The following is a 22,130-nucleotide window of genomic DNA, read 5'->3' as shown; positions in this document are numbered from 1 at the left end:
TTTTATAAAAGTAGTACAAGATAGTTGAATTACAATGGTTCCTACCAGGTAACAGGAGGATAATCGATGAACATTCATGAGTATCAAGGAAAAGAGGTTCTGCGACAATATGGGGTTGCGGTTCCAAACGGGAAAGTAGCTTTCACTGTTGAAGAGGCCGTAGAAGCAGCAAAAGAACTAGGTACGAAAGTATGCGTTGTAAAAGCTCAAATCCACGCAGGTGGACGTGGTAAAGCTGGTGGTGTAAAAGTAGCTAAGTCGCTAGATGAAGTAAAAGCATACGCAAGCGAAATTCTGGGCAAAACGTTGGTAACTCATCAAACTGGTCCAGAAGGTAAAGAAGTAAAACGCCTTTTAATTGAAGAAGGTTGCGATATTAAAAAAGAATATTATTTAGGTCTAGTTTTAGATAGAGCTACTTCCCGCGTGGTATTGATGGGCTCCGAGGAAGGCGGCACTGAGATCGAAGAGGTAGCAGCTGCAACACCTGAAAAAATCTTTAAGGAATATATTGATCCGGTAGTTGGCTTAACGCCATTCCAAGCTAGACGCTTAGCATTTAACATCAATATTCCTACAGAGCTTATCAATAAAGCCGCAGCGTTTATGACAGCTTTGTACACTGCTTTTGTTGAGAAAGATTGCTCAATCGCTGAAATCAATCCGTTAGTCGTAACAGGCGATGGGAACGTAATGGCATTGGATGCAAAACTGAATTTTGATTCCAATGCATTATACCGCCATAAAGACATTATGGAATACAGAGATTTGGAAGAAGAAGATCCAAAAGAGATTGAAGCATCTAAATATGATTTAAGCTACATTTCCCTAGATGGTAACATCGGTTGCATGGTAAATGGCGCAGGTCTAGCAATGGCTACAATGGATATTATCAAACACTTTGGTGGAGACCCTGCCAACTTCCTAGATGTAGGGGGCGGTGCTACTGCTGAGAAAGTAACGGAAGCCTTTAAAATCATTTTGTCTGATAAAAATGTAAAAGGAATTTTCGTTAATATCTTTGGTGGAATTATGAAGTGCGACATTATTGCTACTGGTGTAGTTGAGGCAGCGAAACAATTAAGCCTTGAAGTACCATTGGTTGTTCGTCTTGAAGGTACAAATGTTGATTTGGGCAAACAGATTCTAACAGACTCTGGTTTAAACATTACCTCTGCTGACTCAATGGCAGACGGCGCTCAAAAGATTGTATCACTCGTGGGTTAATGGTTAGGGGGAAAAAATAAGTGAGCGTATTTATTAATAAAGATACAAAGGTAATTGTCCAAGGTATTACGGGTTCAACAGCTTTGTTCCATACAAAACAAATGTTGGAATACGGCACAAAAATCGTAGGTGGAGTAACTCCTGGTAAAGGTGGTACAGAGGTAGAAGGCGTGCCAGTATTCAACACCTTGTCAGAAGCAATTGAGAGCACTGGTGCAACGGCTTCCGTTATTTATGTACCAGCTCGCTTTGCGGCAGATGCGATTCTAGAAGCGGTTGACGCTGAGTTAGATTTGGTTATTTGCATCACTGAGCATATCCCAGTTCTCGATATGGTAAAAGTAAAACGCTACATGGAAGGCAAGAAAACTCGCCTAGTAGGTCCAAACTGCCCGGGTGTTATTACTCCAGATGAGTGCAAAATCGGTATCATGCCTGGTTACATTCATAAAAAAGGCCATGTTGGAATTGTGTCCCGCTCTGGTACTTTAACTTATGAAGCGGTACACCAATTAACAGTTGAAGGTATCGGCCAATCAACAGCAGTAGGTATTGGTGGAGACCCGGTAAATGGAACAAACTTTATTGATGTGCTGAAAGCATTTAATGAAGACCCTGAAACGTATGCGATCATTATGATCGGTGAGATCGGTGGTACGGCTGAAGAGGAAGCGGCTCTTTGGGTAAAAGAGCATGCAACGAAACCAGTAGTAGGCTTCATCGGTGGACGTACAGCGCCTCCAGGAAAACGCATGGGACATGCTGGTGCTATTATCTCTGGTGGTAAAGGGACAGCAGATGAAAAAATCCGTGTAATGAACGAGTGCGGTATTAAAGTAGCAGAGACTCCTGCAGTAATGGGTGAGCTATTAATTTCCGTATTAAAAGAAAAAGGCCTGTATGACAAGTGCAAAACTCACTAATCGTACCAAGCTAAGCTGGTAGAGTAGAGTTTAAAAAAGGGTAGAGCGAGCAGATGAAGGCTAGGCTCTATCCTTTTTTATTTGGTGTCAAAAACATTGATCCATACAATGTTTTCGCTTTTTAGAGTAAAGGATGATAAAGTTGGGCTTCTAATTTGGGTTTCCCCTAAAAATTAAGGGTTAGCAGCTCCTTAGGAAAGGTAGTTAATACTTCGACTCCGTTTTCTGTCACTAGTACATCGTCCTCAATACGAACCCCACCTATGCATGGATTATAGATTCCTGGTTCGATAGTAAAAACCATCCCCTCCTGAAGGACGCCCTGCGCTTTACTGTGAACTGAGGGATATTCATGAATTTCTAAGCCAATACCATGACCTACACGATTAATAAAATATTCTCCGTATCCTTTGTTTTCAATGATGTCACGGGCTGCGAGATCAACACTAGCGATAGGAGTATGAGGACGAACGGTTTCAATGGCCTGAAGATTAGCCTGTAGGACAGTGTCATACATATCTTCAAGTACATGATTTATTTTTCCAACAGCAAACGTTCTTGTCAGATCAGAGACATATCCACTCACAAAAACCCCAGCATCGATTAGTAGTAGTTCCCCTACTTGAATCGGCCGTTCTGTTGGATCTGCTACGGTATCGTTATCGCCCCGACTAGTTGGATCATCAGTATGAATCATGAAGCTTTGGAGAGGGTAGGAGATTCCCACATAAACAAAAAAATCCCCTTCCAGCGTTATAGCCAGAAGGAGTAAATTATTTTACTTCATTTGTTTGTTCAATTCATTTTTCCATTCATGAAGAGTAGATTCAATCAATCCTTTAACTTCCTCATCGGTTACTTTAATTTTTTTTCGATCCATACTAGCGACAAAGTACTTAACAGCCTCATTATATTTCTCTGAACCTTTTAAATGAACAAAAGCTTGCTCAACATATTGCACAGCACGTAATGCATGTTCTTTTTTAATTTTACCTTTTAGAAACTTAACTAAATAAAAAATAGCCCATGTTCCTACTGCTAACAGTAGAAGATGAGCTACATCTAATACGATTTGACCTAATAAAATACTCATTTTATCATACTCCTTTTTACATTATTGCTTTCTTATTTAACTTCTTTTAGAACGTATTCAACTGCTCGGTCAATAAAAGTAATTACCTCGGCACGAGTAGCAGGTTGATCTGGATGCAAATTACCTTTCTCATCTCCTAGTACAATGCCTTTCTCATACAAACGATCAGCGGGATCAGAAACCCATTTCATCTTTTCAGGAATGTCTTTAAAGTATTTTGACATGATATATACCACCTTTTCTTTTGTAATAGTTGTTGTATTTTTAGAAGTATCACCGTGTAATGCTTTTCCAACTTTCTCTTTAAACAAAGTCCACTCATCAGGATTGTTTACAAACCATCTATGACAATCCTTCCAGCCAACAACTTCCTTATGTAGCCAAAGATCATTTTCAGTTAGGTTATAACGTTTCAATAACTGCACACAAAATTCTAAAAGAGGATTGATAAGCTTCAGAAGTCATCTTCCCACTCATATCTATATGGTTACATTCAATACCAATCGTGCAGTTGTTCGGATATGTACTTAAACGTTTCAAAGCAGAATCAGTGTATGTTTTTGATCCTACGTGATATGCTATTTCATTTTCAGGAATACACCTCAAAATATCTCCATTTAAATCAATAATGTAGTGAGCTGATCCATAATTTGTTTTTCCAAATTTACGATTCTCAAAAAATCCCCATGTATTGATTGCCTTTTGCATGGGTGCAGCTACCCAGTGAATGACAATTCCTTTGATCGTTTTCACTTTCACACGAGGTCTGGAGTAGTCGTTAGGGGTAAGTAGTTTTTCAATTATTTTCAAATATAATCGCCTCCAGTTATTGCAAAAAGTTCACAGCAGATGCATTCAATCCGAGTAATACACAGAGGATGATACCGATCAGCATAATTAACTTATTAGTGGTTTCTTGATACCATTTCTTTTCATCATTACCTTGAGACACTTTTGTTTCTGAAGACTTAGATTCTCGAATGAGCCTAATTTCTTCACGCTGCTGACGCATCTCTTCACGTTGTTGGTCAGCAATAGTAGTTAGCTTGGTAATGTTTTCAGTCATAGTCACAATGGCATCATTAAAAAGCTTCTCACTTTGTTTAATACTCAAGTTAATATCTCGGATATCTTCTTTTGTCTCTTCTTTGAATGAATTGAGTTCTCTGTGTAGATTCTCAATTTTCACTTCTAAAACTTGATTACTGGACATGGTAACAGTTCCTTTCAACGTAGAGTTATATGCAACTTGTACATATTGACTAGCCCCCTTTCCATCGAATAGGAGTAGATTTGTGAGGTTTTGAGTCTATAATTTGAAAACCACCTTTCTTGTTTTAAAAAATAAATAAAATTATTTAATCTAATATTTTTTATTGTTATTTACAAAAAAATACAATAAAGTTAGGATTAAGTTAAAATCAATAAAGGAATCAATGAAATTATTTATAAATTATGGAAGGGGAATAACTTAAAATGGCTGAAAGTTTAACTTTCACAACGTTGGGGGAACTGATAAAAGGAAAACGAATAAATTTAGGTTTGAGTTTGTCAGAAGTATCTAGGAAAATTGGGGTTAGTAAAGGGATACTATCTAAGATTGAATCGGGTGAAACAAAACGCCCTGAACTAAGGAACCTTAAATTAATTGCAGATGGGTTACAGATTCCTTATGACGATGTAATTGAACTTTATATAGAGATTGAGCATAGAAATAGCATTTTTGAGGATTTTCTTTGGGAAGCGATTGACATTTCTAGTCCCTCTATGATTGAAAAAGTGGCGTTAAAGTTCCTTGAAGATTCAAAAAAAGATACCTTCGAATCATTAGAGGGTATATTTGCAATTGCTAATACTATTACAAACAATGATGCTAGATTAGCACTTTACAATACTATAATTAAATATGCGAGAGTACATGGTGTACCAATGTATATAGCTAAAGGGTTATATCAAAAATACCTTATAGAGAGAGAGGACTTAAAACGGTTGGAGGAATCGTTTAAAGTAGGAGAAGAAGGTTTGCATTATATTGATTTTCTATCTGACGGTGAGAAAATAACGTTCTATTTCAGAATGTCACTACATGCTCATAACATTAAGAAATACTTTGAATGTATTGAACTATGTGAGGCTGGGATTCCTTTAGAAGAAAAAGATACAGAGCTAAAGGCTAGAGCATACTTAGCAATGATTAATTCATATTCTGAGCTACATAGCTATGACAATGTTGAAAGTCATCTGGAGGTCTTTAGGGAATTTGAGCATGATTTTGTCCCAGAATCAACTATGATAACACAAGCAGTCACCAAAGCTAAGAAAAAAGAGTTTGACATAGCATTACCAATGTTGGAACAATATATGCTTGAATTAAGTAAAGTCAATAAGATACATGTAGTAAATGAACTACTGGGAATATATTCTCATTTGAACACCACAGATTCAATAAATGAAATAATCAGCAAGGAAGAAGACTTATTACCAGATAATCCGCATACACCTTATAAAGTGGCATCGCTTGCAAGATACTATCGGCAAAAAGGCGCTTACCAAATAAATAAAGGACTTCTTGATGAAGGTATGGACAGTTACATTAACAGTTTAACAGCATACGGTGAAATAAACGCACTTACAGAGATAATGGAATGTTTGCAAGAGATTTTCACCCACTTCTCCAAAACATCAAGACCAATTGATTTGCAATATGTAAAAAAGTTAGAAAAAGCGTATAATGAAATAAGAGGGAAAAATTAACAGTGGAAGGAGGATTACAATGAGAAAGAAATACGCTCTAATGGTATTATCTCTAAGTTTAATCGCAAATATTTTCGTTTTATCAGTGGATGAAATAAAGCCCTCAGAAAATCAGGTATTTTTCAGTGTGAGTGCAAATAATGCTGATCCTGGTCACTAATTCATTCTAAGATTTTTCAAGGCGCTGTTAATTAGCGTCTTTTTTTTGTGGAAATTTTGTGATTTTTTGTCGAAATTTGAAGAACGTTTCATATTCACGTTTTTTGAAGGCGAACATGCATCTTTTGGTAAAATAATCCACAGGAGGAAAAAAGGAGGATTTGAAATTGTTTTTATAATTCAAAAGGGACGTTCCCTAGTCGGCATACTAACTGGAACGCCCCAGCTTGAATAACAAAAATTGTTATTCGGATTTATTGTATCACTTAAATAAAGGAAAGAGAAATGGAAAATTTCAAATCAAAAGATGATCTACAGAAGCTTATAGAAATCCTCCGCCAAGAATTAGCACAATTGTATTTCAAAAAAGGCTCGTTAGTACACCCAGCCGTACTACAAATGAGCCAACAACTAGATGAATACATCGTTATCTTTCAGAAGCTTAGACGTTAGTTTGTCGATATGAATAGCTGTACGGAAAACTTTATGAAACCCAGTAGGGGTATAATTATTATAGCCGTTTTTCAGCTATTCATTGAGACGACTAGGGGAAATTACAACATGTTTATTTGGGACAATTCACTTGGGTACTTTCTGTCAAGAGCCATCTGCAAACAAGACTAGTGATAAGCGATGCTGGCAAAAAAATATTACTCAAGTTTGTTTTACCACTCGCATACAGAATATGAAAACAGAAAATTCTCAACTAGAACATGATTTACAGAAACATTTTGATCTGCTACGTCAAGGATTAGAGATGTTGTATTACAAAGAAGGCTCATTTTTACATCCAGAAGTATTGCAGATGACCCAACAATTAGATGAGAACATCGTTGCATTTCAAAAAAACAATAATTAAATTCAAGAAAAGCATTTTTGCTAGGTTAAAAAGATAAGTGCATTCCAAACCTTTTACTTCTTGTAATACCATTTTTTGTTGTAATATAATTAAAATGGAGGTTTTTAAATGTTTAAAAAAGTATTGCCTGTAATGTTTACTCTTTCTTTGATAGCTACGGGAGTTGTATCTGCGAATGAGCCGACTCAATCACAAAGTCACACAAAACTTCCGCAAGTACAATCTAATGCCACGTATTATTACTGGAAAATAATCGGTACTGAGAACCTTGGCAAAGTGACAAAAGGTGATTGGATAGTGGACTATATCGGCTATCCAGCAAAAGGTGCAGGAGAGGTGGATTCATTTTCTATTTCTACTTCTTACTCTCACTCAGTAAGTGGATCAATTCAAGTTGGGAATGATATTATATCAGCTACTGTTGGATATGAAATAGGGGACGAGGTACAACTAACAGTACAGAAGGCATCAAGACCGCTTGCTAAAGGAGAATATGTTAAAGCTAGTTACAGAAAAACTTATCTACGTACGCTTATAGATCAACAACAGTATTTCTATGATTTAGGGAACACATATCCTCAAAACAAATATGCAAAGGGTTATGCAGACGAGGCAATTAAGCCTGAAATTAAACTAGATTATTATAAAACGAATGCATCACTTACACCAGAAGAGGAAAAACCTTACTTTACCGAAATTTTTGAGTACGTTAATGGAGAGTATGTAAAAGTTTCTGAACAAACCCATTAATGGTACACTTTGGAGGGTGCATATGAAGACAACAGGATTAATTATAACTTCGTTAGGACTGATTGGACTCTCGCTAGTATTAGGAATAGCAAAGTTAACCATGTATGTTGACAAAATGATTGGTAGTTACCACCCAGATTGGACAAAATATTTAGAAATGGGCACGATACTTCCTGTAATTATTGTCTTAGTTATAGGAATTGTTTGCTTATTTATTAAACAAAAATGAACATTATGAATTAAGGGCAATGAGCTATTATTTGCCTTGGAAATGTCTTTTGTATTTAATTGAATCTCCCCCATGGGGCGGCTCATTCTAAACACTGTGATGTAAGACCGCTAAAGCTTCTCAGGCTCGTAGGCGGTCTTACTTTTTTCATTTATTAAATCTCATCCTACAAAATAAATACATAGCCAGCATCTGAATCATATTTTAAATTCCTCACAGTAATCCTCGCATGTATGTCGCTAATTCTTCTTACCCTTACTGTAATACTAGCTGGAATTTTTACATCCCGATATCCTCTAACTTTGATTTCTGCATTTAAAAATCCTGAATTAACCTGAATGCTACAAGGGAAATCTCTTACATGTCGGACAAACATTTGACTAGAGAAAAACTTCCTTGATGGAATAACAATCGAGCCACTAAGTTTATTATTTCTCGTTGTCGAACAGTCAATGAACTTGTAAGATCACGATTTCTATCCTTCTTCTCGATACTGAAGGTAGATGGCAAATTCTTTACATAAGCAACTTTAATATTTGCACGTAGTTGTTTAAAACGTTCTTTTTTCTCAATGCTTAGATTGGAGAATAACCCTTTATGTTTTGCTACACGTACAGTCAATGAAGCATCTAGATGCCCCATACGTGGCTTTTTCTCAATTGCCATAGAGCTTAGTAAAGATGTGTCTTCTAAACGTCTTACAGTAAGTTCAGCAGGAACTGTAGCGTCTCTGGCTTTCTTCACAATAGACATGAAAGCAGACATTGTATTGTTTCGCTTGCCTACCACATCCATTGAGCAGCTTAATTCGGTATCTACTGATTTTCTTAAGATAGATACCTGTGCAGCTAAGTCTTTTGCTTTGTATTTGCTGTTTACATTGATGGAAGCTGTTAGGGTATCCTCACCGTTTGCACGTATAGACAAAGTTGCTGGTAGTTTGCCTAAAGCTAAACTGGATATGAGCTTATAAAATCCTACTTCTAATATAGGGGGAGTGGATGATTCTCTAGTCTGCAATTGAATAGTTGATTGCTCATTTTGTTCCTCTGCAAATAAAAAAACACCATGATTGGGTGTTTTACCTTCATACCATTCTTTAACTAAAGAGAAGACATCAATTTCAATATATCCATCAGCATGAGTAATGTACTTTTCAGTTATCTTTCTGCCTTGAGGTGGTTGATTGCTCCATGTAACATCATGTTCTCGCCAATCATCGAGAATTTCAAACAAAGCAAGATTAATGGGCGATTCTAAGTATCCACAGTAAAGCTTTAACTTAGCTCGTTTTAATTCTTTTCCTTTGGGTAGCTTAGATAAATCAAACCCAACCAATCCACGGAATCGCTCCGAATTAGTCCTACCAATTAACATGCTAGGGTCTGACCCATAGCTAAGAGTAGGGATGCCCTCACGAATTGTACTATCTTTAATGGAAGCCAACTCATGAACTTCTAATGGTCGCTTCGATAGTTTCAAAGCGACCTGTCATTTTGTTTTTAGGAGTAATTGTAATAAAGGCTGGAAAATGATTTAAATAGGGATACTTATAGAAGCAGGAATGGTAGGCTGCCTAAACCCCCATACAGAAAACGTCTCCTTCATAGTATTGTTCAAATATAATCACACCTTCTCATTGTATTGAGAATTAACATTCAGAGGCAGGTTCATCTTCTGCATTGATTTCTATAGTGTTGGTGGATTCAATAACGATATCTTCAGAATTAAGTGTGGTTTGGAATTTATAAGGGAGTGAAATAGAGGTCAGTAAAGCCTGTGGCTGGATATACTTGTTTTCCATTCAACTTAACATTAAATCTAATTCTGTCATTTTCCTCATCTCCAAAAGTCAAGTGTTTTCCCAATTAGATCGCCGATAATACAGTTTCTAAAAGAAAAATGAGTGATGGAGTTAAGCCGGTAATAGATATACGAAATAAAGAAGCGTTAGCAGTATTTAAAGAATGCGATTACTTACAAGTTCAAATTTATGAAGAACAGATCATTGTAGAAGGGTATCAGCAAGCGAAAGAAAGTATTGTAACTAAGGTTGGTAATAAAATAAAAAAGACTTTTGGGCGTAAAAGTAAAATAATAGATATTACAAGTATATAAATGAAGGTTTCTTTCATAAAGTAAAAGAGAGTTTAAAAAACCTTTCGATACCTCTTCAAATAGGATCTTTATTTAGTGGTGCTGGCATTATGGATTTAGTTTTTAAGCAAGCAGGGTTTGATATTGTATTTGCCTTAGAAGAGAACGCTGACGCTGTAAAAACATATCGTTATAATCATGGGGATCATGTCGTACATGCTTGGGACTATCGTTGGTTCTTCCTTTGCAGAACGTTGTTTTGAATCCATTTAAATCACCCTCCTACTAGTGGATACCCTTTCTATCTTGTATTCTAGGTTTCTCTATTTTTAAAATCTGTCCAGTTGGGATAGAATTTAATCTAACATAGGATACTGGTGAAGCTTATCCTTAACAATTGGATTACTTCTTAGCAAGCCTTTTAAGCTTGCTAAGAAGTAATCCACTATGTGAAAACCGTACCTTCATTTTATCAATTTTGATTTGGTCATAGATTCGATTCGTTCTATGATATAGAAGGAAAGTCTCTTTTGCTTTCTCTCTTTATTCTATAAACTAATGTTCAGCCAATAATATTGTACTCCAAGGTAATAAAGGGGGCGGTCATGGATACATAATGGTTAATACTCTGGGAATGCATCTTTATCGATACATAGCTTTTCTATACTCAGCTAAAATTTTCGGCCAAATCTCAGTAAGGGTTTTCTGATAGGCAAAGTTTTTAATCGCGTAATCACGTCCAGTCTTTGCGATTCGAATCCGTTCATCTTCATGCGTTAGATAATACTTAATTTTCTCTACTGTCTCTTCGGGAGAACTGGAGACTACACAATTTACTTCAGGAATAAGGTTGATACGAACTGCTGGGGTATCAGAAGTAAGTAAAAAACCTCCTGATGACAAGACATCAAAAGTGCGATTGCTCAATTGATCGTTACAGCTTTGTAAACTAATGGAGATTTTTGCAGAATTATAAACCTTTGGTGTTTCAATATAGGGTAAAATACCATGTAGCATTTCAGGAGGTATTATTTTATTATGGTGAAGATGAACATTTTCCCATCTTTTTCCCCAGATTCTAGTATGAAAAGGCTGCTCGAAAAGAGGAATTATAAGATCAGAAATACTCTTATGTCTAACTTCACTTTGACCAAAATGCCCGTTTGCAATTAAAGCGACATCACATTGATAATTTAGATTAATTGGTACAGGTTTGTGAAAAGCGGGATTACAGCCTACATTAAAGAACGTAGCAGGTATCCCTAAATTAAGATAATTTCGTATGCAAGTAGTACTTCTTGTTAAAACATAATTAGGTTCAATCGTTTTAACATATAAAAGTGACCATTTTTGATGGTGTAGCCAATCTTCTTCAGCAAAATAAACATGAAAAATATTATGTTTTTGGAGAATTTCTTTAACTAAAGGGAACTTTCCTTCATTGTGGAATGACACATGCCAGATATCCCATCCCATACTAAATGCCATATCTGGATGAAATGTATTAATTGCTTGTTCCAGTGTGTCTTCATTAAAATTTTCTAAATAAATGATTTCGTGACCTAGCTTTTCAAGCGCATTTCCAATTGAATAGCGAAAAATATCAAATGATAGTATAGCTAAAATTTTCATGATGTAACTCCTCATCATAAAATTATATGGAGCAATAAGTCCATTCATACGAAAAAAACTCCTATACAGGACTGGTAAGATGGCTTTTGAATTTGTTACAGGATATGTTTTTTGAAGAAAAAATGATTGGGTGATTTAGCTGGAATAGAAAGAATGGTTTGAAAATGGGGATAAAGGTAATGATACTTCATAAAAAAGTTTTTGCTATAGTAGTTTTATTTCTTAATGGAGTAAACATTTTCATAATCATATCATTGTAATCAAAAAGAGAATTTTTAAAATGATTTGAATTACATATTGGCGAACAAGCAGGACTGATATACAACACACTTGCCGATTATGATCTATTTCAGTATGACAATAACATCAAACCGGATTATGCAAATGCTACTGTTGTAGTGTATTGGGATGAAGAAGAACAAGAATGGTTGTCATGATATGATGAAGAGAGACTGGAATTGATGATATTAACGAATATTTTGAGCAGAACGAGTCCTAAAACAACGAAAACCTGCATATCTCCCATATAGGAAATAAGTGCAGGTTATATCAATAGTCTATACGTTATATAACAGAAATATACTACAAGTGATGATTTTACAAATGAAATATCACTTATGAAGTAAAATAAACAATGATAGAGGAGTGATATTTATGTTAGGTGTTAAATCATGTTCTATAGTGCTTGGTCTAATAACAGCAGCAGTATTTAATCCACTAAATGTTTCAACTCAGAATCAGTATTCAACGTTCGTCTATTAGATAGTCAATGTTATTCCATCGAATATATGTATTAATCAAATAGTGCAATCTTAAAAGGATTCAAAGGTGCTTAGTTCTTTTTTGTTTAAGTCATAATCAATTATAATTATATTTATTAGACTGCTTATAAAAACAGGTAATAGATATGCATGGAAAACTCTATCATCCATCCATTTATAGATATGAATCAACGATTCATAATGAGTTAAATCGAGAATTTGAACAGGAAGAAGAAAGAGCCGTTGTTGTTAGTGATTTAACATACGTAAGAGTCAATCAGAAGTGGAATTATGTATGTTTATTTGTCGATCTCTTCAATCGAGAAATCATTGGGTATAGTGCTGGTCCAGACAAAGATGCACAATTAGTCTATCGAGCATTGTCTTCTATCCCCGGCAATTTAGAACATATCAATCTTTTCCATACAGATCGAGGAAACGAGTTCAAGAACAAATTAATTGATGCAGCATTAGAGACATTTAAAATCAAACGATCGCTACGTGTAAAAGGATGCCCATACGATAACGCAGTCGCAGAGGCAACCTTTAAAATTTTTAAGATCGAGTTTGTCAAAGGACGTCATTTTAATTGTTTAAAAGAATTGGAACTGGAATTAATGGATTATATCTATTGGTACAATCTTATTAGAATACATGGGACCCTTGGTTACAAGAGCCCTATTCAATATAAACTTGAACGCCTTAAAAAAGCTGTCTATTTTAGCGTTGACAGTCCAGTTTCAATATCTATGAATTATTAATCAGAGCTAATCGGGCAAGAGGTATTGAAATATCATTTAATGATGTGGTAAAACTGTTTCTTCAATTACTGGAATGACTTTAACTTTAACCTTAACCAATGTAATAAAGGAAAGTCACATCATTGATGACTGGAACTGGATAAGAAAGTATCAAATGAAAGAGAAACAAAGAGTGTCTTTATTAGTGCACAACCCTCTGGTATTAGGTGTGTTTTGCAAACTTCCTCATGAGACTTGGATTGAGGAGGGTATTTCGTTAGGTACCGTACATAAATTTAATATTGGATATTTTATAAGGGAAGATCGAATATCAATACCTCATTATGATATAGATGGAAATTAATTGGAATCCGTGGCAGGTCAATGTTAGACATCTTCGCAAAATAATCAAGCTTGTTTCAAAATAATGCATTTCTTATTTGATTCATATAATATTTCACTCTACAATAAAAGAACATTCGTTCGATCTGGGATAATGATAGATGAGTTTGTTCCATATTAGGACGGAGTGATGTTCATGTTTTCATTTTTTCAGTATAATTGGCAGGTTAGAGATGAATGGTTAGAGTGGTGTAAGCACTTACTACAGAAGAGCTGTTGATGAATCGGATTGGGGAAGTTGACAATATTCTGTATACTCTTTTGCATATTATTGATGTCGAATATAGTTGGATTTGTGCCATCCAAGGAACACGAGATTCATCATATTGGTCAACTATCTGTCTGGGCGAGAGAATTACATAGAAAACCAGTTTCTGCAAGTTTTCTTGGGCGGGAATACCTAGATTAGGAGTTTAACCAAGTATTATTCTAGTTTATCTAGTTTATTGACCATATGCATCGTGGGGGAAAGGGGACGAATGGACCTTTTTGATGTGAGCTATTGTTTGTTTACAATAGATCTCACCATCAAAAAGGTGTGAAGACAGATAGCTGAAAAAATGGTAAAAAAGTAAATGCGTCAGAGTTTTCGCTTATCATCCATGTTCTAAGCATTGATTCTTTGGCTATATACGAACTCAAGCATTCGTATCATGTAACGTCCATAGCTGTTCGTCAAATTTTCCATAACGAGAAATGGTTAGCGCTTTGATTAAAGCATGTCCTTTTAACAAAATTTCCTCAAATTCCTGTTCTGGATCGGATAGACTTACAATGGCACCTCCTACACCTATTGTTGTAGATTGTGGGGACATCACAATCGTTCGTATGACAACGTTGAGGTCAATCGTTCCGTTTAATCCGAGAAATCCAATGGCTCCAGAATAGATGCCACGAGCATCCGTTTCTAATTCATCGATGAATTTCATCGTTCGTAATTTAGGAGCTCCAGTCATTGAACCTCCTGGAAAAGCAGCACGTATGCAATCGATAGCTGATAATTCAGGTCTGAGTGTCCCCTGAATGGTAGATACCATCTGGTGTACGGTTTGATAGGATTCAATAGCCATTAATTTGGGTACACAAACACTTCCAGTTTCACATACTAGCCCTAAATCATTACGCAGAAGGTCGACAATCATGAGATTTTCGGCTCTGTCCTTTTCACTGCTACGTAATTGTTCTTTAAGGCGCATATCCTCCTCAGGATCAGAACTACGACCTATTGTGCCCTTTATAGGCTTGGTTTCAACCAATCGATTTTGATCGATTTTTAGAAATCGCTCTGGAGATGAGCATAAGACACTTAGGTCATTAAACTTGAAAAAGGCGGAGTAAGGAGCTGGATTAATCTCGCGTAGAATTCGATAGGTCAATACTGGATCAAAATTCTCTTGAGTTCGAATTCTATTTGTTAGACAAATTTCATATGTTTCTCCGTCTAAAATATATTGCTTGCATGCTTGTATGTGATCTACATATTGTGAGTGTGATTGACTCAACTGAAACGAAAGTGGTTGGTTGCCATCTGTATTTGGGATTTCTAAAGCTGGTTGCAGTGGAAGGTTTTTTAGCTTTTGTTCCATATTTTCAAACCACTGATCAGCTGAAGCGGGTTCATCAGATGGCACAATACTAACCAAATAGATACATTTTTCCTGATGATCAAAAGCAATCATGCGATCGGAATAAATAAACATTGCGTCAGGGGTTGTCGCAGTGTGGTGTATCTTAGCGCCACATTCTGCTTTTAATTCATAGCCAAAGTAACCGACGAATCCCCCATTAAAATCAAAAGGCAATTCAGCAGATTCTTGTTGCATAGTGTATAGCTCACGGTCTAAATAATCCAAAATACTCTCAGTGATTTTAGCTTGTCCTGTGGAATGCTTAATTTTGATCTGTTTTGTCGCTGTTTCATAGGAAATCACTTGGCTTAGTGGACCATCGTTTGTTCCCATAAATGAAAAACGTGACAAATTTGATTCTACACGACTGCTATCCAGCCAGTACGTATATGCTTCTGTTGAGAATAAATGAAGAAATACTCTTTCTGGTTCTACATACATCGTTATTTTTCGGCTGATAACCTTGACAGTTGGCAATGTATCTGTCTTTTTGCGAGATATCCCCTGAGGGACAACTGAATGAAGTGGAATGTTAGACAAAATACACATCTCCTTATATATGTTAATACGTAATTATTGTTTCTCTAAAATGGTCTCCCTTAGATAGTTACATAAAAATGATACCTATTGCAAAATTAATTTTTGAGAAGTCTAAAAGACTTGTGAGTGGATCAAGGGAAATCTGGATGGAATTACTTATCTTAAGATGATTTATTGATCGTCGATTTTCGCTTATTATTGATACAGCATGCTACTTGAAAACAAAGATTATCGAAATAACAATTCCAGTGTGATGCGAGCATGGCTTTCTGCAATGGAAAGGAGTAAAGACTTTGAAGACTTTATTAATTGACAACTATGATTCCTATACGTTCAACCTTTATCAACTTTTCGCGTCTACAAGTGGAGTGTTACCAACAGTCGTTCGAAACGATCAATTTACATGGTCGGAATTACAGAACCTGTCGTTTGATAACATTGTCATTTCACCTGGACCAGGAACTCCTACAAATGAAAAGGATTTTGGGGTTTGCCGAGAGGTCTTGCGTGAAGCCGAAGTCCCAATTTTTGGGGTTTGTTTGGGGCATCAGGGGATTGGTCATATATTTGGTGCCAAAGTAACTCATGCACCAGAGGCGATGCATGGGAGATTGAGCAAAATTTGGCATAATGAGTCGCCGATGTTTAGAGGAATCCCACAAGGTTTTCAAGTGGTTCGGTATCACTCACTTATGGTTGAGGATAGGCTCCCTGATTGTCTTGAGAAAACAGCGTGGACAAGTGATGGCATCATTATGGGATTGCGTCATAAAGAACGGCCCATTTGGGGAGTACAGTTTCATCCAGAGTCGATTTGTACTGAATTTGGCCAACAATTAGTTGAAAACTTTACAGAGCTGACCAGAAACTATCAGTTTTCAGAAAAAGTGCAAATAGAGAGCTCTGCAAATCAACATTTACATTCGAAATGTCTAGTCATTTAATTCGAACATAAGAGACTTGAATAATGTAGATTCCCCTTCCAGATAGCGTGAGTTTAGGAGCGCATTGGAGGGGATTTTTTATTTTTTCTATTCGGGTAGCTTTCCATTGAAGTGATTTTTCCTGACTTGTTTAATTAGCTAGCCAAATGTATATCATTTTCATTTTTTTGTACATTTCCATACGAGAGGATATCTTCCTTGTAGAATTGATTGGAATAATATCATTTGACAACTTTAATTTACAGATGTAATATTTAAACCAAGAATTACTATTACATCTGTAAATATAAAAGGATAGGTGATTTATGACTAACATACCCAAAATCTCAGAAGCTGAATGGGAAATTATGAAGATCATCTGGAAGGACAATCCGATCACAGCTGAGAATATCATTCATGCTTTACCCAAAGACATCATGTGGACCGAGCAAACAGTTCGTACGTTTTTAAATCGATTACTGAAGAAGGAGGCCATTGGCTATGAAAGATCAGGAAGAAGCTATGAATACTATCCTCTTATTTCTGAAAAAGAGAGCCGAAGAGCAGAAAGCGAGTCTTTTTTAAAGCGAGTCTTTAGTGGTGCGGCAGGTATGATGGTTACCAATTTTTTAGAAGAAGCCCATCTATCGGAAAAAGAGATTGATGACCTACAAAAATTATTGCAGGACAAGCAGAAAAAAAACCACGAGAGAGGCGATAAATGCTAGTGGATAGAAAGAATCTGCTAGACTTTCTCAAAGAAGGTAATAAACATGAATATGCTAAATGAGATTTTTCTCTGGATAGTCGAGTCTTCAGTAGGTGCGAGTGCTGTGGCGTTATTCGTGCTACTTATAAAGAAGCTGTTTACACATCGTTTGAGTCCTCGTATTCATTATGCACTCTGGCTGATCGTGGTAATACGTCTGCTGGTTCCTGCTTTTCCTAGTAGCTCAATTAGTATCTTTACAGCTTTAGAAGTCAGTTCGAATTATGTGTTAAAGGGCTTGGGATTCATTTCAAATCACCAGGATAGGATATTCGGACAAGCCGTGGAAAGCTACCCGCAAGGTGAACATCAAGTAAACCGTGAGCTACTGAGAAATGATCAACCTGGATTTGCTCAACCTGAAGCTACAACAACAGCTACCCAAGGTGCAGAGGGTCATCAGCTGCAAAATGATGAAAGTACTGAATCTAGTAATCGTATGTATACACTATGGATAACAATATTATCAATTGTGTGGTTAGTAGGCTTCACTGTCATGCTCTACCTGCTGTATGGATACAAGCACAACATGAAACAAAAAAATCGTTTTCTTACAAAAGTTACAGATTCAAAATTATTATCCATCATGGATCAATGCCAAAAAAAATTTGGCATAGACAAATCAATTCCCATTTATACAGGTGATACCGTAAAAAGTCCGTATATCGTAGGACAGCTTCGCCCATGGGTATATTGTCCTCGGGAGGTATGCAGAGGGATGAGCGATTCAGAGCTCACTCATATCCTGTCTCATGAGCTTGCCCATTATAAGCGAAAAGATATCCTGTGGAATACGTTAGGAATGCTTGCTCTCGCAATTCATTGGATGAATCCCTTGGTTTGGATTTGTATGAATAAAATGAGGGCCGACATGGAGCTTGCTTGCGATGCCTATGTCTTGGAGGTAATTGGAGAGGAAGAGACGGAAGCTTATGGGATGACAATTATCAGTTTTTTAAAACGATTTTCTGTCAATCGAGAGCGTCCCCATCTTCTTTATTTTTCTAAGTCTAGCAAAAAGGGTTTAATAGAGAGGAGAATTCGAATGATTAGCATATTTAAAAAAGGATCGTACAAGCTGTCGGCAGTTGCAATAGTATGTGGGGTTGTGATAAGTGCTGTGACGCTTACCAATGCATCTGGGTCGGTAGCAGAGGTTCGTTCTGCCGATAAATTAAGAAATGAACATATTCTATTTGATCCGTACTCATTCAAGATTGATACGCAAGAGGAAGCAAGGATAGACGGTTTTGCAGATAGTAATAGATTGCAAAAAGCGGAACAGAGAGCTAGTTTTAGGTTTAAGGTTCCTGAATATATACCTGAAAATAATGAATTTTATGGTATTAGTATAAGAATTAATCCAAAGGAATTGCTTTCAGCTCAGAGGGGCACAGAAACAACTCACAAGGATATAAACAAAGTAAGCGTACGTTATAATGGAAGCGGTATACTCAATTTATCGGCAAATAATGCGGGTTTAGGGATTGAATCAGCTTACGCGAAAATTAAAGAAGATTATAGTCGAGTAGAGAAGGAGAAATTATTTGTTAATGGGTTAGAGGTAACAAAAGTTATCGTTTCACCACTGTATGAAAATTATAAAAAATATTATTTCATATGGTTAGATAATGACAACATACAGTACCAACTAGAATTATCAGAAAAAAACCAAGAACAAGTAGAAAAAATAATAACCTCGATGAAATATCCTGATCAAGCCTTATATGATCGGTATGTTAATAATAATGATCTTATCATACCCATTTATGATAAGGATGATTTTATAGAGGCTCAAAAACTACTTGAATTCACCCCTAAATTGCCAATGAAACTATCAAACAAGTGGATAGCAGAAGAGGCATACGTGACGAAAAAAATAAATTTCAGCTTTCCAGAGAATGAGGCAGAACGAGAATATAGAGTACTCAGTATGAGATTTGCTAGTACGGATAAGCAGAAAACAGATGGGATTTCAGGGTTTTCCTTCAACCAAATCAGGGATAGAAAAATGTTTATGGATATGAAAAAGAACGGGCATGCTCCTTTCGAGCGAATAGATGGAAAGAAATTTGTTGTCAAAGTAACACCAGTAACCATAGAAGGAAGGGAAATACTAAAAACAGAACCATATAAAATTGATGAGGAAATGAGTTCTACAAGAGAGCCAGATATCACCTCTTATTTTTGGCTCGAAAATGACATATGCTACAAAGTATCCTTTACAGAAAATGGAGATAGTCAACAGAAGGTGATAGCTTCTCTAATCAAAGAAAAAATGGTTGATGTAAATAAGCTAGAATCAATGAAATAATTGTTGGAACAAAGGGATGGAGTCAGTCAGAAGAATTTGGACTCTATCCCTTTTGCTTACATAAAAATATTGAAAAAATCTGAAAACTAATTATAATAAAAACTGAGAGGTGATTCAGGTGTCAGAAATGGAGCGACAACTAGGGCAAACAGCCACGATACACATGACAAAAAAAGGGCTAGAGACTAGACAAAAATTGTTGACAGCAGCTGAGCAGGTATTTGGTGCAAGTGGATACTATGAAGCGTCCATCGTTATGATTACACAAGAGGCCCAAGTAGCTCAAGGCACTTTTTATAATTACTTTCCTTCCAAAAAAGCAATTTATGAAGAGCTAATCAGACAACTAAGCCGTGATTTGCGTTCCAAAATCAAGATTGAGGTGACTACAGCCCATTCCCATGAAGAAGCTTTGCGTCTTGGATTCCAAGCATTTTTTCGTTGGGTAAAAGAACATCGGAACCTATATGGGATTGTACAACAAGCAGTGTTAGTAGATGAGGCGTTGTATCGCTGGTACTACGATAAGCTAGCGAGTGGATTTATCAAAAGCTTGACTGCTGCCATGGAAGAGAAGGCTTTTCGCTCACTAGATAAGGAGACGTTAGCTTATTGTCTGATGTCAATTGGACAGTTTTTAGGCATGAGATGGGTTTATTGGGAAAATCAGGAGGTACCAGTGGAAGTATTTGAAACAGCGATGAGCTTTATTCTGCAAGGTATGGGGAAAAAAGATGAGAACACGTAAATAGTAAAGGAGGATGTCTATGCATGGGATTGCTTACTGGATTGACCAGCGAGCACAGAATACTCCTAATCGAATAGCCATCATTACAGAAGAGCAACAGCTTACCTTTAAGGAGATGGGGCAAAAGGTGAATCAGTTCGCTCGATTTCTGCAACAGGAATGTCAGGTTGCCGCTGGAGATCGGGTTGGAATTTTATCACAAAATAGCACGTCCTATGTTTTATTGTTGTTTGCCATTGCTAAGCTAGGCGGTATTGCGGTTCCGCTCAATACACGATTGACCGCGAGTGAGCTTTCTTATCAGATAGAGGACAGTGGGACCACTGTGTTGTTTACGCAACATGAATTTCAACCTGTAGTCAAGCAACTGGGAATGGACGGTCATTTGAAACAAATTATTTGTATGGATCAAAAAGAACAGTTTCTATCTGAAGAAACGTTAGAATTAGCAACCAATGTTATTGAATCTAATTTTGAAAACGCTATCAAAAAGGTATCAACTGAACCACTCGTTCATAAAAAGATAGATGCTAATGCTCCTTATCTAATCTGCTACACCTCTGGTACTACAGGCCGTCCAAAAGGAGCAGTATTAACCCAAGAAAATATGTTCTGGAATGCGATTCATAATCTGACCTCCCTAGATATTACATCAAGTGATCGCTCTATTATATTGCTTCCCTTATTTCATATAGGAGGAATTGGGCTGTTTGCTTTTCCAACGTTGTTTGCGGGAGGTAGCATTGTTATTTTGGGTAGATTTAATCCAGACAAAACCTTAGAGATGATTCAACAGTATCAAGTGACAATCGTTATGGGAGTCCCGGCTATCCATGATGCGCTTAGAAGAAGTACATTGTTTTCCACTACAGACCTGAGCTGTGTCCGTTGGTTTTATAACGGAGGTGCTCCTTGCCCACATGAGCTGATTTTGTATTATCAAGACCGTGGTCTTCCTTTTGGACAGGGCTTTGGTCTAACGGAGACATCACCCACTGTTTGTATGCTTTCAGCTGAGGATGCATCGCATAAGGTTGGTTCCATTGGTAAACCTGTCCTCTTTTGTGAAGTTCGGTTGGTGGATGAATATGATCAGGAGGTGGCTAACGGAGAAGTAGGAGAGCTGGTAATTAAAGGTCCCCATGTGATGAAAGAGTACTGGAATTTACCAAATGAGACAGCAAAGGCAATACGAAATGGTTGGTTTTATACAGGTGATTTAGCAAGAAAGGATGAAGATGGTTTCTTCTACATTGCTGGCCGTCGTAAGGAAATGATTATTTCTGGTGGCGAGAATATTTATCCTTTAGAGGTAGAGCAAGCGATTGGCTCATTGCCGGAGGTAGTTGAAGTGGCTGTGGTTGGAGTAGCGGATGAGAAATGGGGGGAGGTAGCGAAGGCTTTTGTAGTTGTAAAAGAAGGTGCTACGCTTACCGAGGAAATGCTCCAACAAGCGTGCCTACAGATAATAGCTAAATATAAAATGCCTAAATATTTCGTTTTTTTATCAGAATTGCCTCGGAATGCGACAGGAAAAATCAATAAAACAGCTCTACAAAAGATAGAAACGATTCATTGATGA

The 22,130-nt window shown here is 36.7% G+C and carries 23 protein-coding genes and 3 pseudogenes; 18 read left to right on the top strand and 8 right to left on the bottom strand.

Features of this window, described 5'->3' with window-relative positions:
* Positions 1-66: 66 nt before the first annotated feature.
* Complete coding sequence (gene sucC, locus ACQV1I_RS14715) at positions 67-1,227, top strand: ADP-forming succinate--CoA ligase subunit beta (RefSeq protein WP_094699783.1); 1,161 nt, start codon at positions 67-69, stop codon at positions 1,225-1,227.
* A gap of 20 nt (positions 1,228-1,247) precedes the next feature.
* Positions 1,248-2,150 carry a succinate--CoA ligase subunit alpha gene (sucD, locus tag ACQV1I_RS14710; protein ID WP_116335175.1) on the top strand — a complete coding sequence of 301 codons (903 nt, stop codon included), beginning with the start codon at positions 1,248-1,250 and terminating at the stop codon, positions 2,148-2,150.
* Positions 2,151-2,316: 166 nt separating this feature from the next.
* Here sucD and ACQV1I_RS14705 read toward each other — a convergent pair.
* The 5 genes and pseudogenes from ACQV1I_RS14705 to ACQV1I_RS14685 all read right to left on the bottom strand — a co-directional run.
* Positions 2,317-2,793: pseudogene (locus ACQV1I_RS14705) on the bottom strand (M24 family metallopeptidase); the annotation flags it as partial.
* Between the two features lie 135 nt (positions 2,794-2,928).
* Positions 2,929-3,243 carry a phage holin, LLH family gene (locus tag ACQV1I_RS14700; RefSeq protein ID WP_116335174.1) on the bottom strand — a complete coding sequence of 105 codons (315 nt, stop codon included), beginning with the start codon at positions 3,241-3,243 and terminating at the stop codon, positions 2,929-2,931.
* A 32-nt stretch (positions 3,244-3,275) separates the two neighbouring features.
* The gene (locus ACQV1I_RS14695; RefSeq protein ID WP_236645911.1) at positions 3,276-3,659 is read right to left on the bottom strand and encodes an S-layer homology domain-containing protein; all 384 of its coding nucleotides are present in this window, start codon (positions 3,657-3,659) and stop codon (positions 3,276-3,278) included.
* Positions 3,646-4,053: a peptidoglycan recognition protein family protein gene (locus ACQV1I_RS14690; protein ID WP_236645910.1), complete on the bottom strand. Its 408-nt coding sequence runs from the start codon at positions 4,051-4,053 to the stop codon at positions 3,646-3,648. Before ACQV1I_RS14690 ends, ACQV1I_RS14695 begins: the two co-directional genes overlap by 14 nt.
* Positions 4,054-4,069: 16 nt before the next feature.
* Positions 4,070-4,456 carry a hypothetical protein gene (locus ACQV1I_RS14685; RefSeq protein WP_116335173.1) on the bottom strand — a complete coding sequence of 129 codons (387 nt, stop codon included), beginning with the start codon at positions 4,454-4,456 and terminating at the stop codon, positions 4,070-4,072.
* A gap of 263 nt (positions 4,457-4,719) precedes the next feature.
* Here ACQV1I_RS14685 and ACQV1I_RS14680 point away from each other — a divergent pair, with 263 nt between their 5' ends.
* The 6 genes from ACQV1I_RS14680 to ACQV1I_RS14655 all read left to right on the top strand — a co-directional run bounded on the left by ACQV1I_RS14680 (position 4,720) and on the right by ACQV1I_RS14655 (position 7,994).
* Positions 4,720-5,997 carry a helix-turn-helix domain-containing protein gene (locus ACQV1I_RS14680; protein ID WP_116335172.1) on the top strand — a complete coding sequence of 426 codons (1,278 nt, stop codon included), beginning with the start codon at positions 4,720-4,722 and terminating at the stop codon, positions 5,995-5,997.
* Between the two features lie 19 nt (positions 5,998-6,016).
* Positions 6,017-6,157, top strand: coding sequence for a hypothetical protein (locus tag ACQV1I_RS14675; RefSeq protein WP_161555128.1), 141 nt, complete (start codon positions 6,017-6,019; stop codon positions 6,155-6,157).
* Positions 6,158-6,441: 284 nt separating this feature from the next.
* The gene (locus ACQV1I_RS14670) at positions 6,442-6,609 is read left to right on the top strand and encodes an aspartyl-phosphate phosphatase Spo0E family protein (protein ID WP_116335171.1); all 168 of its coding nucleotides are present in this window, start codon (positions 6,442-6,444) and stop codon (positions 6,607-6,609) included.
* A gap of 232 nt (positions 6,610-6,841) precedes the next feature.
* Positions 6,842-7,015, top strand: a complete 174-nt coding sequence (locus ACQV1I_RS14665; protein ID WP_094699800.1) for a Spo0E family sporulation regulatory protein-aspartic acid phosphatase — start codon at positions 6,842-6,844, stop codon at positions 7,013-7,015.
* A gap of 108 nt (positions 7,016-7,123) precedes the next feature.
* A complete protein-coding gene (locus ACQV1I_RS14660; RefSeq protein WP_094699787.1) occupies positions 7,124-7,765 on the top strand; it encodes a hypothetical protein in 642 nt (213 codons plus the stop codon).
* A 22-nt stretch (positions 7,766-7,787) separates the two neighbouring features.
* Positions 7,788-7,994, top strand: coding sequence for a hypothetical protein (locus tag ACQV1I_RS14655; RefSeq protein WP_094699788.1), 207 nt, complete (start codon positions 7,788-7,790; stop codon positions 7,992-7,994).
* Between the two features lie 357 nt (positions 7,995-8,351).
* Here ACQV1I_RS14655 and ACQV1I_RS14650 read toward each other — a convergent pair whose 3' ends face one another.
* On the bottom strand, positions 8,352-9,476 hold the full coding sequence (locus ACQV1I_RS14650; protein ID WP_147304284.1) for a DNRLRE domain-containing protein: 1,125 nt from the start codon (positions 9,474-9,476) through the stop codon (positions 8,352-8,354).
* A gap of 420 nt (positions 9,477-9,896) precedes the next feature.
* Between ACQV1I_RS14650 and ACQV1I_RS14645 the strand changes: the two genes are divergently transcribed.
* Entirely contained in the window at positions 9,897-10,112 is a 216-nt protein-coding gene (locus tag ACQV1I_RS14645) for a hypothetical protein (RefSeq protein WP_116335169.1), read from the top strand.
* Complete coding sequence (locus ACQV1I_RS14640; protein WP_328588866.1) at positions 10,109-10,354, top strand: DNA cytosine methyltransferase; 246 nt, start codon at positions 10,109-10,111, stop codon at positions 10,352-10,354. The genes ACQV1I_RS14645 and ACQV1I_RS14640 overlap by 4 nt, the downstream gene beginning before the upstream one ends.
* 379 nt (positions 10,355-10,733) lie before the next feature.
* Here ACQV1I_RS14640 and ACQV1I_RS14635 read toward each other — a convergent pair whose 3' ends face one another.
* Positions 10,734-11,771 (bottom strand): CgeB family protein, encoded by a 1,038-nt coding sequence (locus ACQV1I_RS14635; protein ID WP_236645909.1) that lies wholly within the window; start codon positions 11,769-11,771, stop codon positions 10,734-10,736.
* Between the two features lie 248 nt (positions 11,772-12,019).
* On the opposite strand from ACQV1I_RS14635, the gene ACQV1I_RS14630 reads away from it, so the two are divergent.
* The 3 genes and pseudogenes from ACQV1I_RS14630 (at position 12,020) to ACQV1I_RS14620 (ending at position 14,035) form a co-directional block, all read left to right on the top strand.
* A complete protein-coding gene (locus ACQV1I_RS14630; RefSeq protein ID WP_161555129.1) occupies positions 12,020-12,160 on the top strand; it encodes a hypothetical protein in 141 nt (46 codons plus the stop codon).
* Positions 12,161-12,669: 509 nt separating this feature from the next.
* Positions 12,670-13,245 (top strand): annotated as a pseudogene (locus ACQV1I_RS14625) (IS3 family transposase); the annotation flags it as partial.
* 517 nt (positions 13,246-13,762) lie between these two features.
* Positions 13,763-14,035: pseudogene (locus tag ACQV1I_RS14620) on the top strand (DinB family protein).
* A gap of 229 nt (positions 14,036-14,264) precedes the next feature.
* Here the strand turns inward: ACQV1I_RS14620 and pabB are convergent.
* Positions 14,265-15,803 carry an aminodeoxychorismate synthase component I gene (pabB, locus tag ACQV1I_RS14615; RefSeq protein ID WP_236645908.1) on the bottom strand — a complete coding sequence of 513 codons (1,539 nt, stop codon included), beginning with the start codon at positions 15,801-15,803 and terminating at the stop codon, positions 14,265-14,267.
* A gap of 284 nt (positions 15,804-16,087) precedes the next feature.
* Between pabB and ACQV1I_RS14610 the strand changes: the two genes are divergently transcribed.
* From ACQV1I_RS14610 to ACQV1I_RS14590, 5 genes are all read left to right on the top strand, one after another.
* Entirely contained in the window at positions 16,088-16,738 is a 651-nt protein-coding gene (locus tag ACQV1I_RS14610; RefSeq protein WP_116335165.1) for an anthranilate synthase component II, read from the top strand.
* 305 nt (positions 16,739-17,043) lie between these two features.
* The gene (locus ACQV1I_RS14605; RefSeq protein ID WP_094699597.1) at positions 17,044-17,445 is read left to right on the top strand and encodes a BlaI/MecI/CopY family transcriptional regulator; all 402 of its coding nucleotides are present in this window, start codon (positions 17,044-17,046) and stop codon (positions 17,443-17,445) included.
* Positions 17,446-17,490: 45 nt separating this feature from the next.
* Positions 17,491-19,800, top strand: coding sequence for a M56 family metallopeptidase (locus ACQV1I_RS14600; protein WP_116335164.1), 2,310 nt, complete (start codon positions 17,491-17,493; stop codon positions 19,798-19,800).
* 127 nt (positions 19,801-19,927) lie between these two features.
* Entirely contained in the window at positions 19,928-20,548 is a 621-nt protein-coding gene (locus ACQV1I_RS14595; protein WP_116335193.1) for a TetR/AcrR family transcriptional regulator, read from the top strand.
* A 19-nt stretch (positions 20,549-20,567) separates the two neighbouring features.
* On the top strand, positions 20,568-22,127 hold the full coding sequence (locus ACQV1I_RS14590; protein ID WP_116335163.1) for an o-succinylbenzoate--CoA ligase: 1,560 nt from the start codon (positions 20,568-20,570) through the stop codon (positions 22,125-22,127).
* The last annotated feature ends 3 nt before the right edge of the window (positions 22,128-22,130 follow it).

The sequence above is a fragment of the Brevibacillus sp. JB24b genome (genome assembly GCF_051713385.1).
Classification (GTDB): domain Bacteria; phylum Bacillota; class Bacilli; order Brevibacillales; family Brevibacillaceae; genus Brevibacillus_B; species Brevibacillus_B laterosporus.
This window is presented reverse-complemented; position numbering and strand designations above follow the sequence as displayed.

Coding starts and splice junctions, on each gene's coding strand:
- sucC (WP_094699783.1), top strand. CDS start 67: ATGAACATTCATGAGTATCAAGGAAAAGAGGTTCTGCGACAATATGGG.
- ACQV1I_RS14700 (WP_116335174.1), bottom strand. CDS start 3,243: ATGAGTATTTTATTAGGTCAAATCGTATTAGATGTAGCTCATCTTCTA.
- ACQV1I_RS14685 (WP_116335173.1), bottom strand. CDS start 4,456: ATGTCCAGTAATCAAGTTTTAGAAGTGAAAATTGAGAATCTACACAGA.
- ACQV1I_RS14680 (WP_116335172.1), top strand. CDS start 4,720: ATGGCTGAAAGTTTAACTTTCACAACGTTGGGGGAACTGATAAAAGGA.
- ACQV1I_RS14675 (WP_161555128.1), top strand. CDS start 6,017: ATGAGAAAGAAATACGCTCTAATGGTATTATCTCTAAGTTTAATCGCA.
- ACQV1I_RS14670 (WP_116335171.1), top strand. CDS start 6,442: ATGGAAAATTTCAAATCAAAAGATGATCTACAGAAGCTTATAGAAATC.
- ACQV1I_RS14665 (WP_094699800.1), top strand. CDS start 6,842: ATGAAAACAGAAAATTCTCAACTAGAACATGATTTACAGAAACATTTT.
- ACQV1I_RS14660 (WP_094699787.1), top strand. CDS start 7,124: ATGTTTAAAAAAGTATTGCCTGTAATGTTTACTCTTTCTTTGATAGCT.
- ACQV1I_RS14655 (WP_094699788.1), top strand. CDS start 7,788: ATGAAGACAACAGGATTAATTATAACTTCGTTAGGACTGATTGGACTC.
- ACQV1I_RS14645 (WP_116335169.1), top strand. CDS start 9,897: ATGAGTGATGGAGTTAAGCCGGTAATAGATATACGAAATAAAGAAGCG.
- ACQV1I_RS14635 (WP_236645909.1), bottom strand. CDS start 11,771: ATGAATGGACTTATTGCTCCATATAATTTTATGATGAGGAGTTACATC.
- pabB (WP_236645908.1), bottom strand. CDS start 15,803: ATGTGTATTTTGTCTAACATTCCACTTCATTCAGTTGTCCCTCAGGGG.
- ACQV1I_RS14605 (WP_094699597.1), top strand. CDS start 17,044: ATGACTAACATACCCAAAATCTCAGAAGCTGAATGGGAAATTATGAAG.
- ACQV1I_RS14600 (WP_116335164.1), top strand. CDS start 17,491: ATGAATATGCTAAATGAGATTTTTCTCTGGATAGTCGAGTCTTCAGTA.
- ACQV1I_RS14595 (WP_116335193.1), top strand. CDS start 19,928: ATGGAGCGACAACTAGGGCAAACAGCCACGATACACATGACAAAAAAA.
- ACQV1I_RS14590 (WP_116335163.1), top strand. CDS start 20,568: ATGCATGGGATTGCTTACTGGATTGACCAGCGAGCACAGAATACTCCT.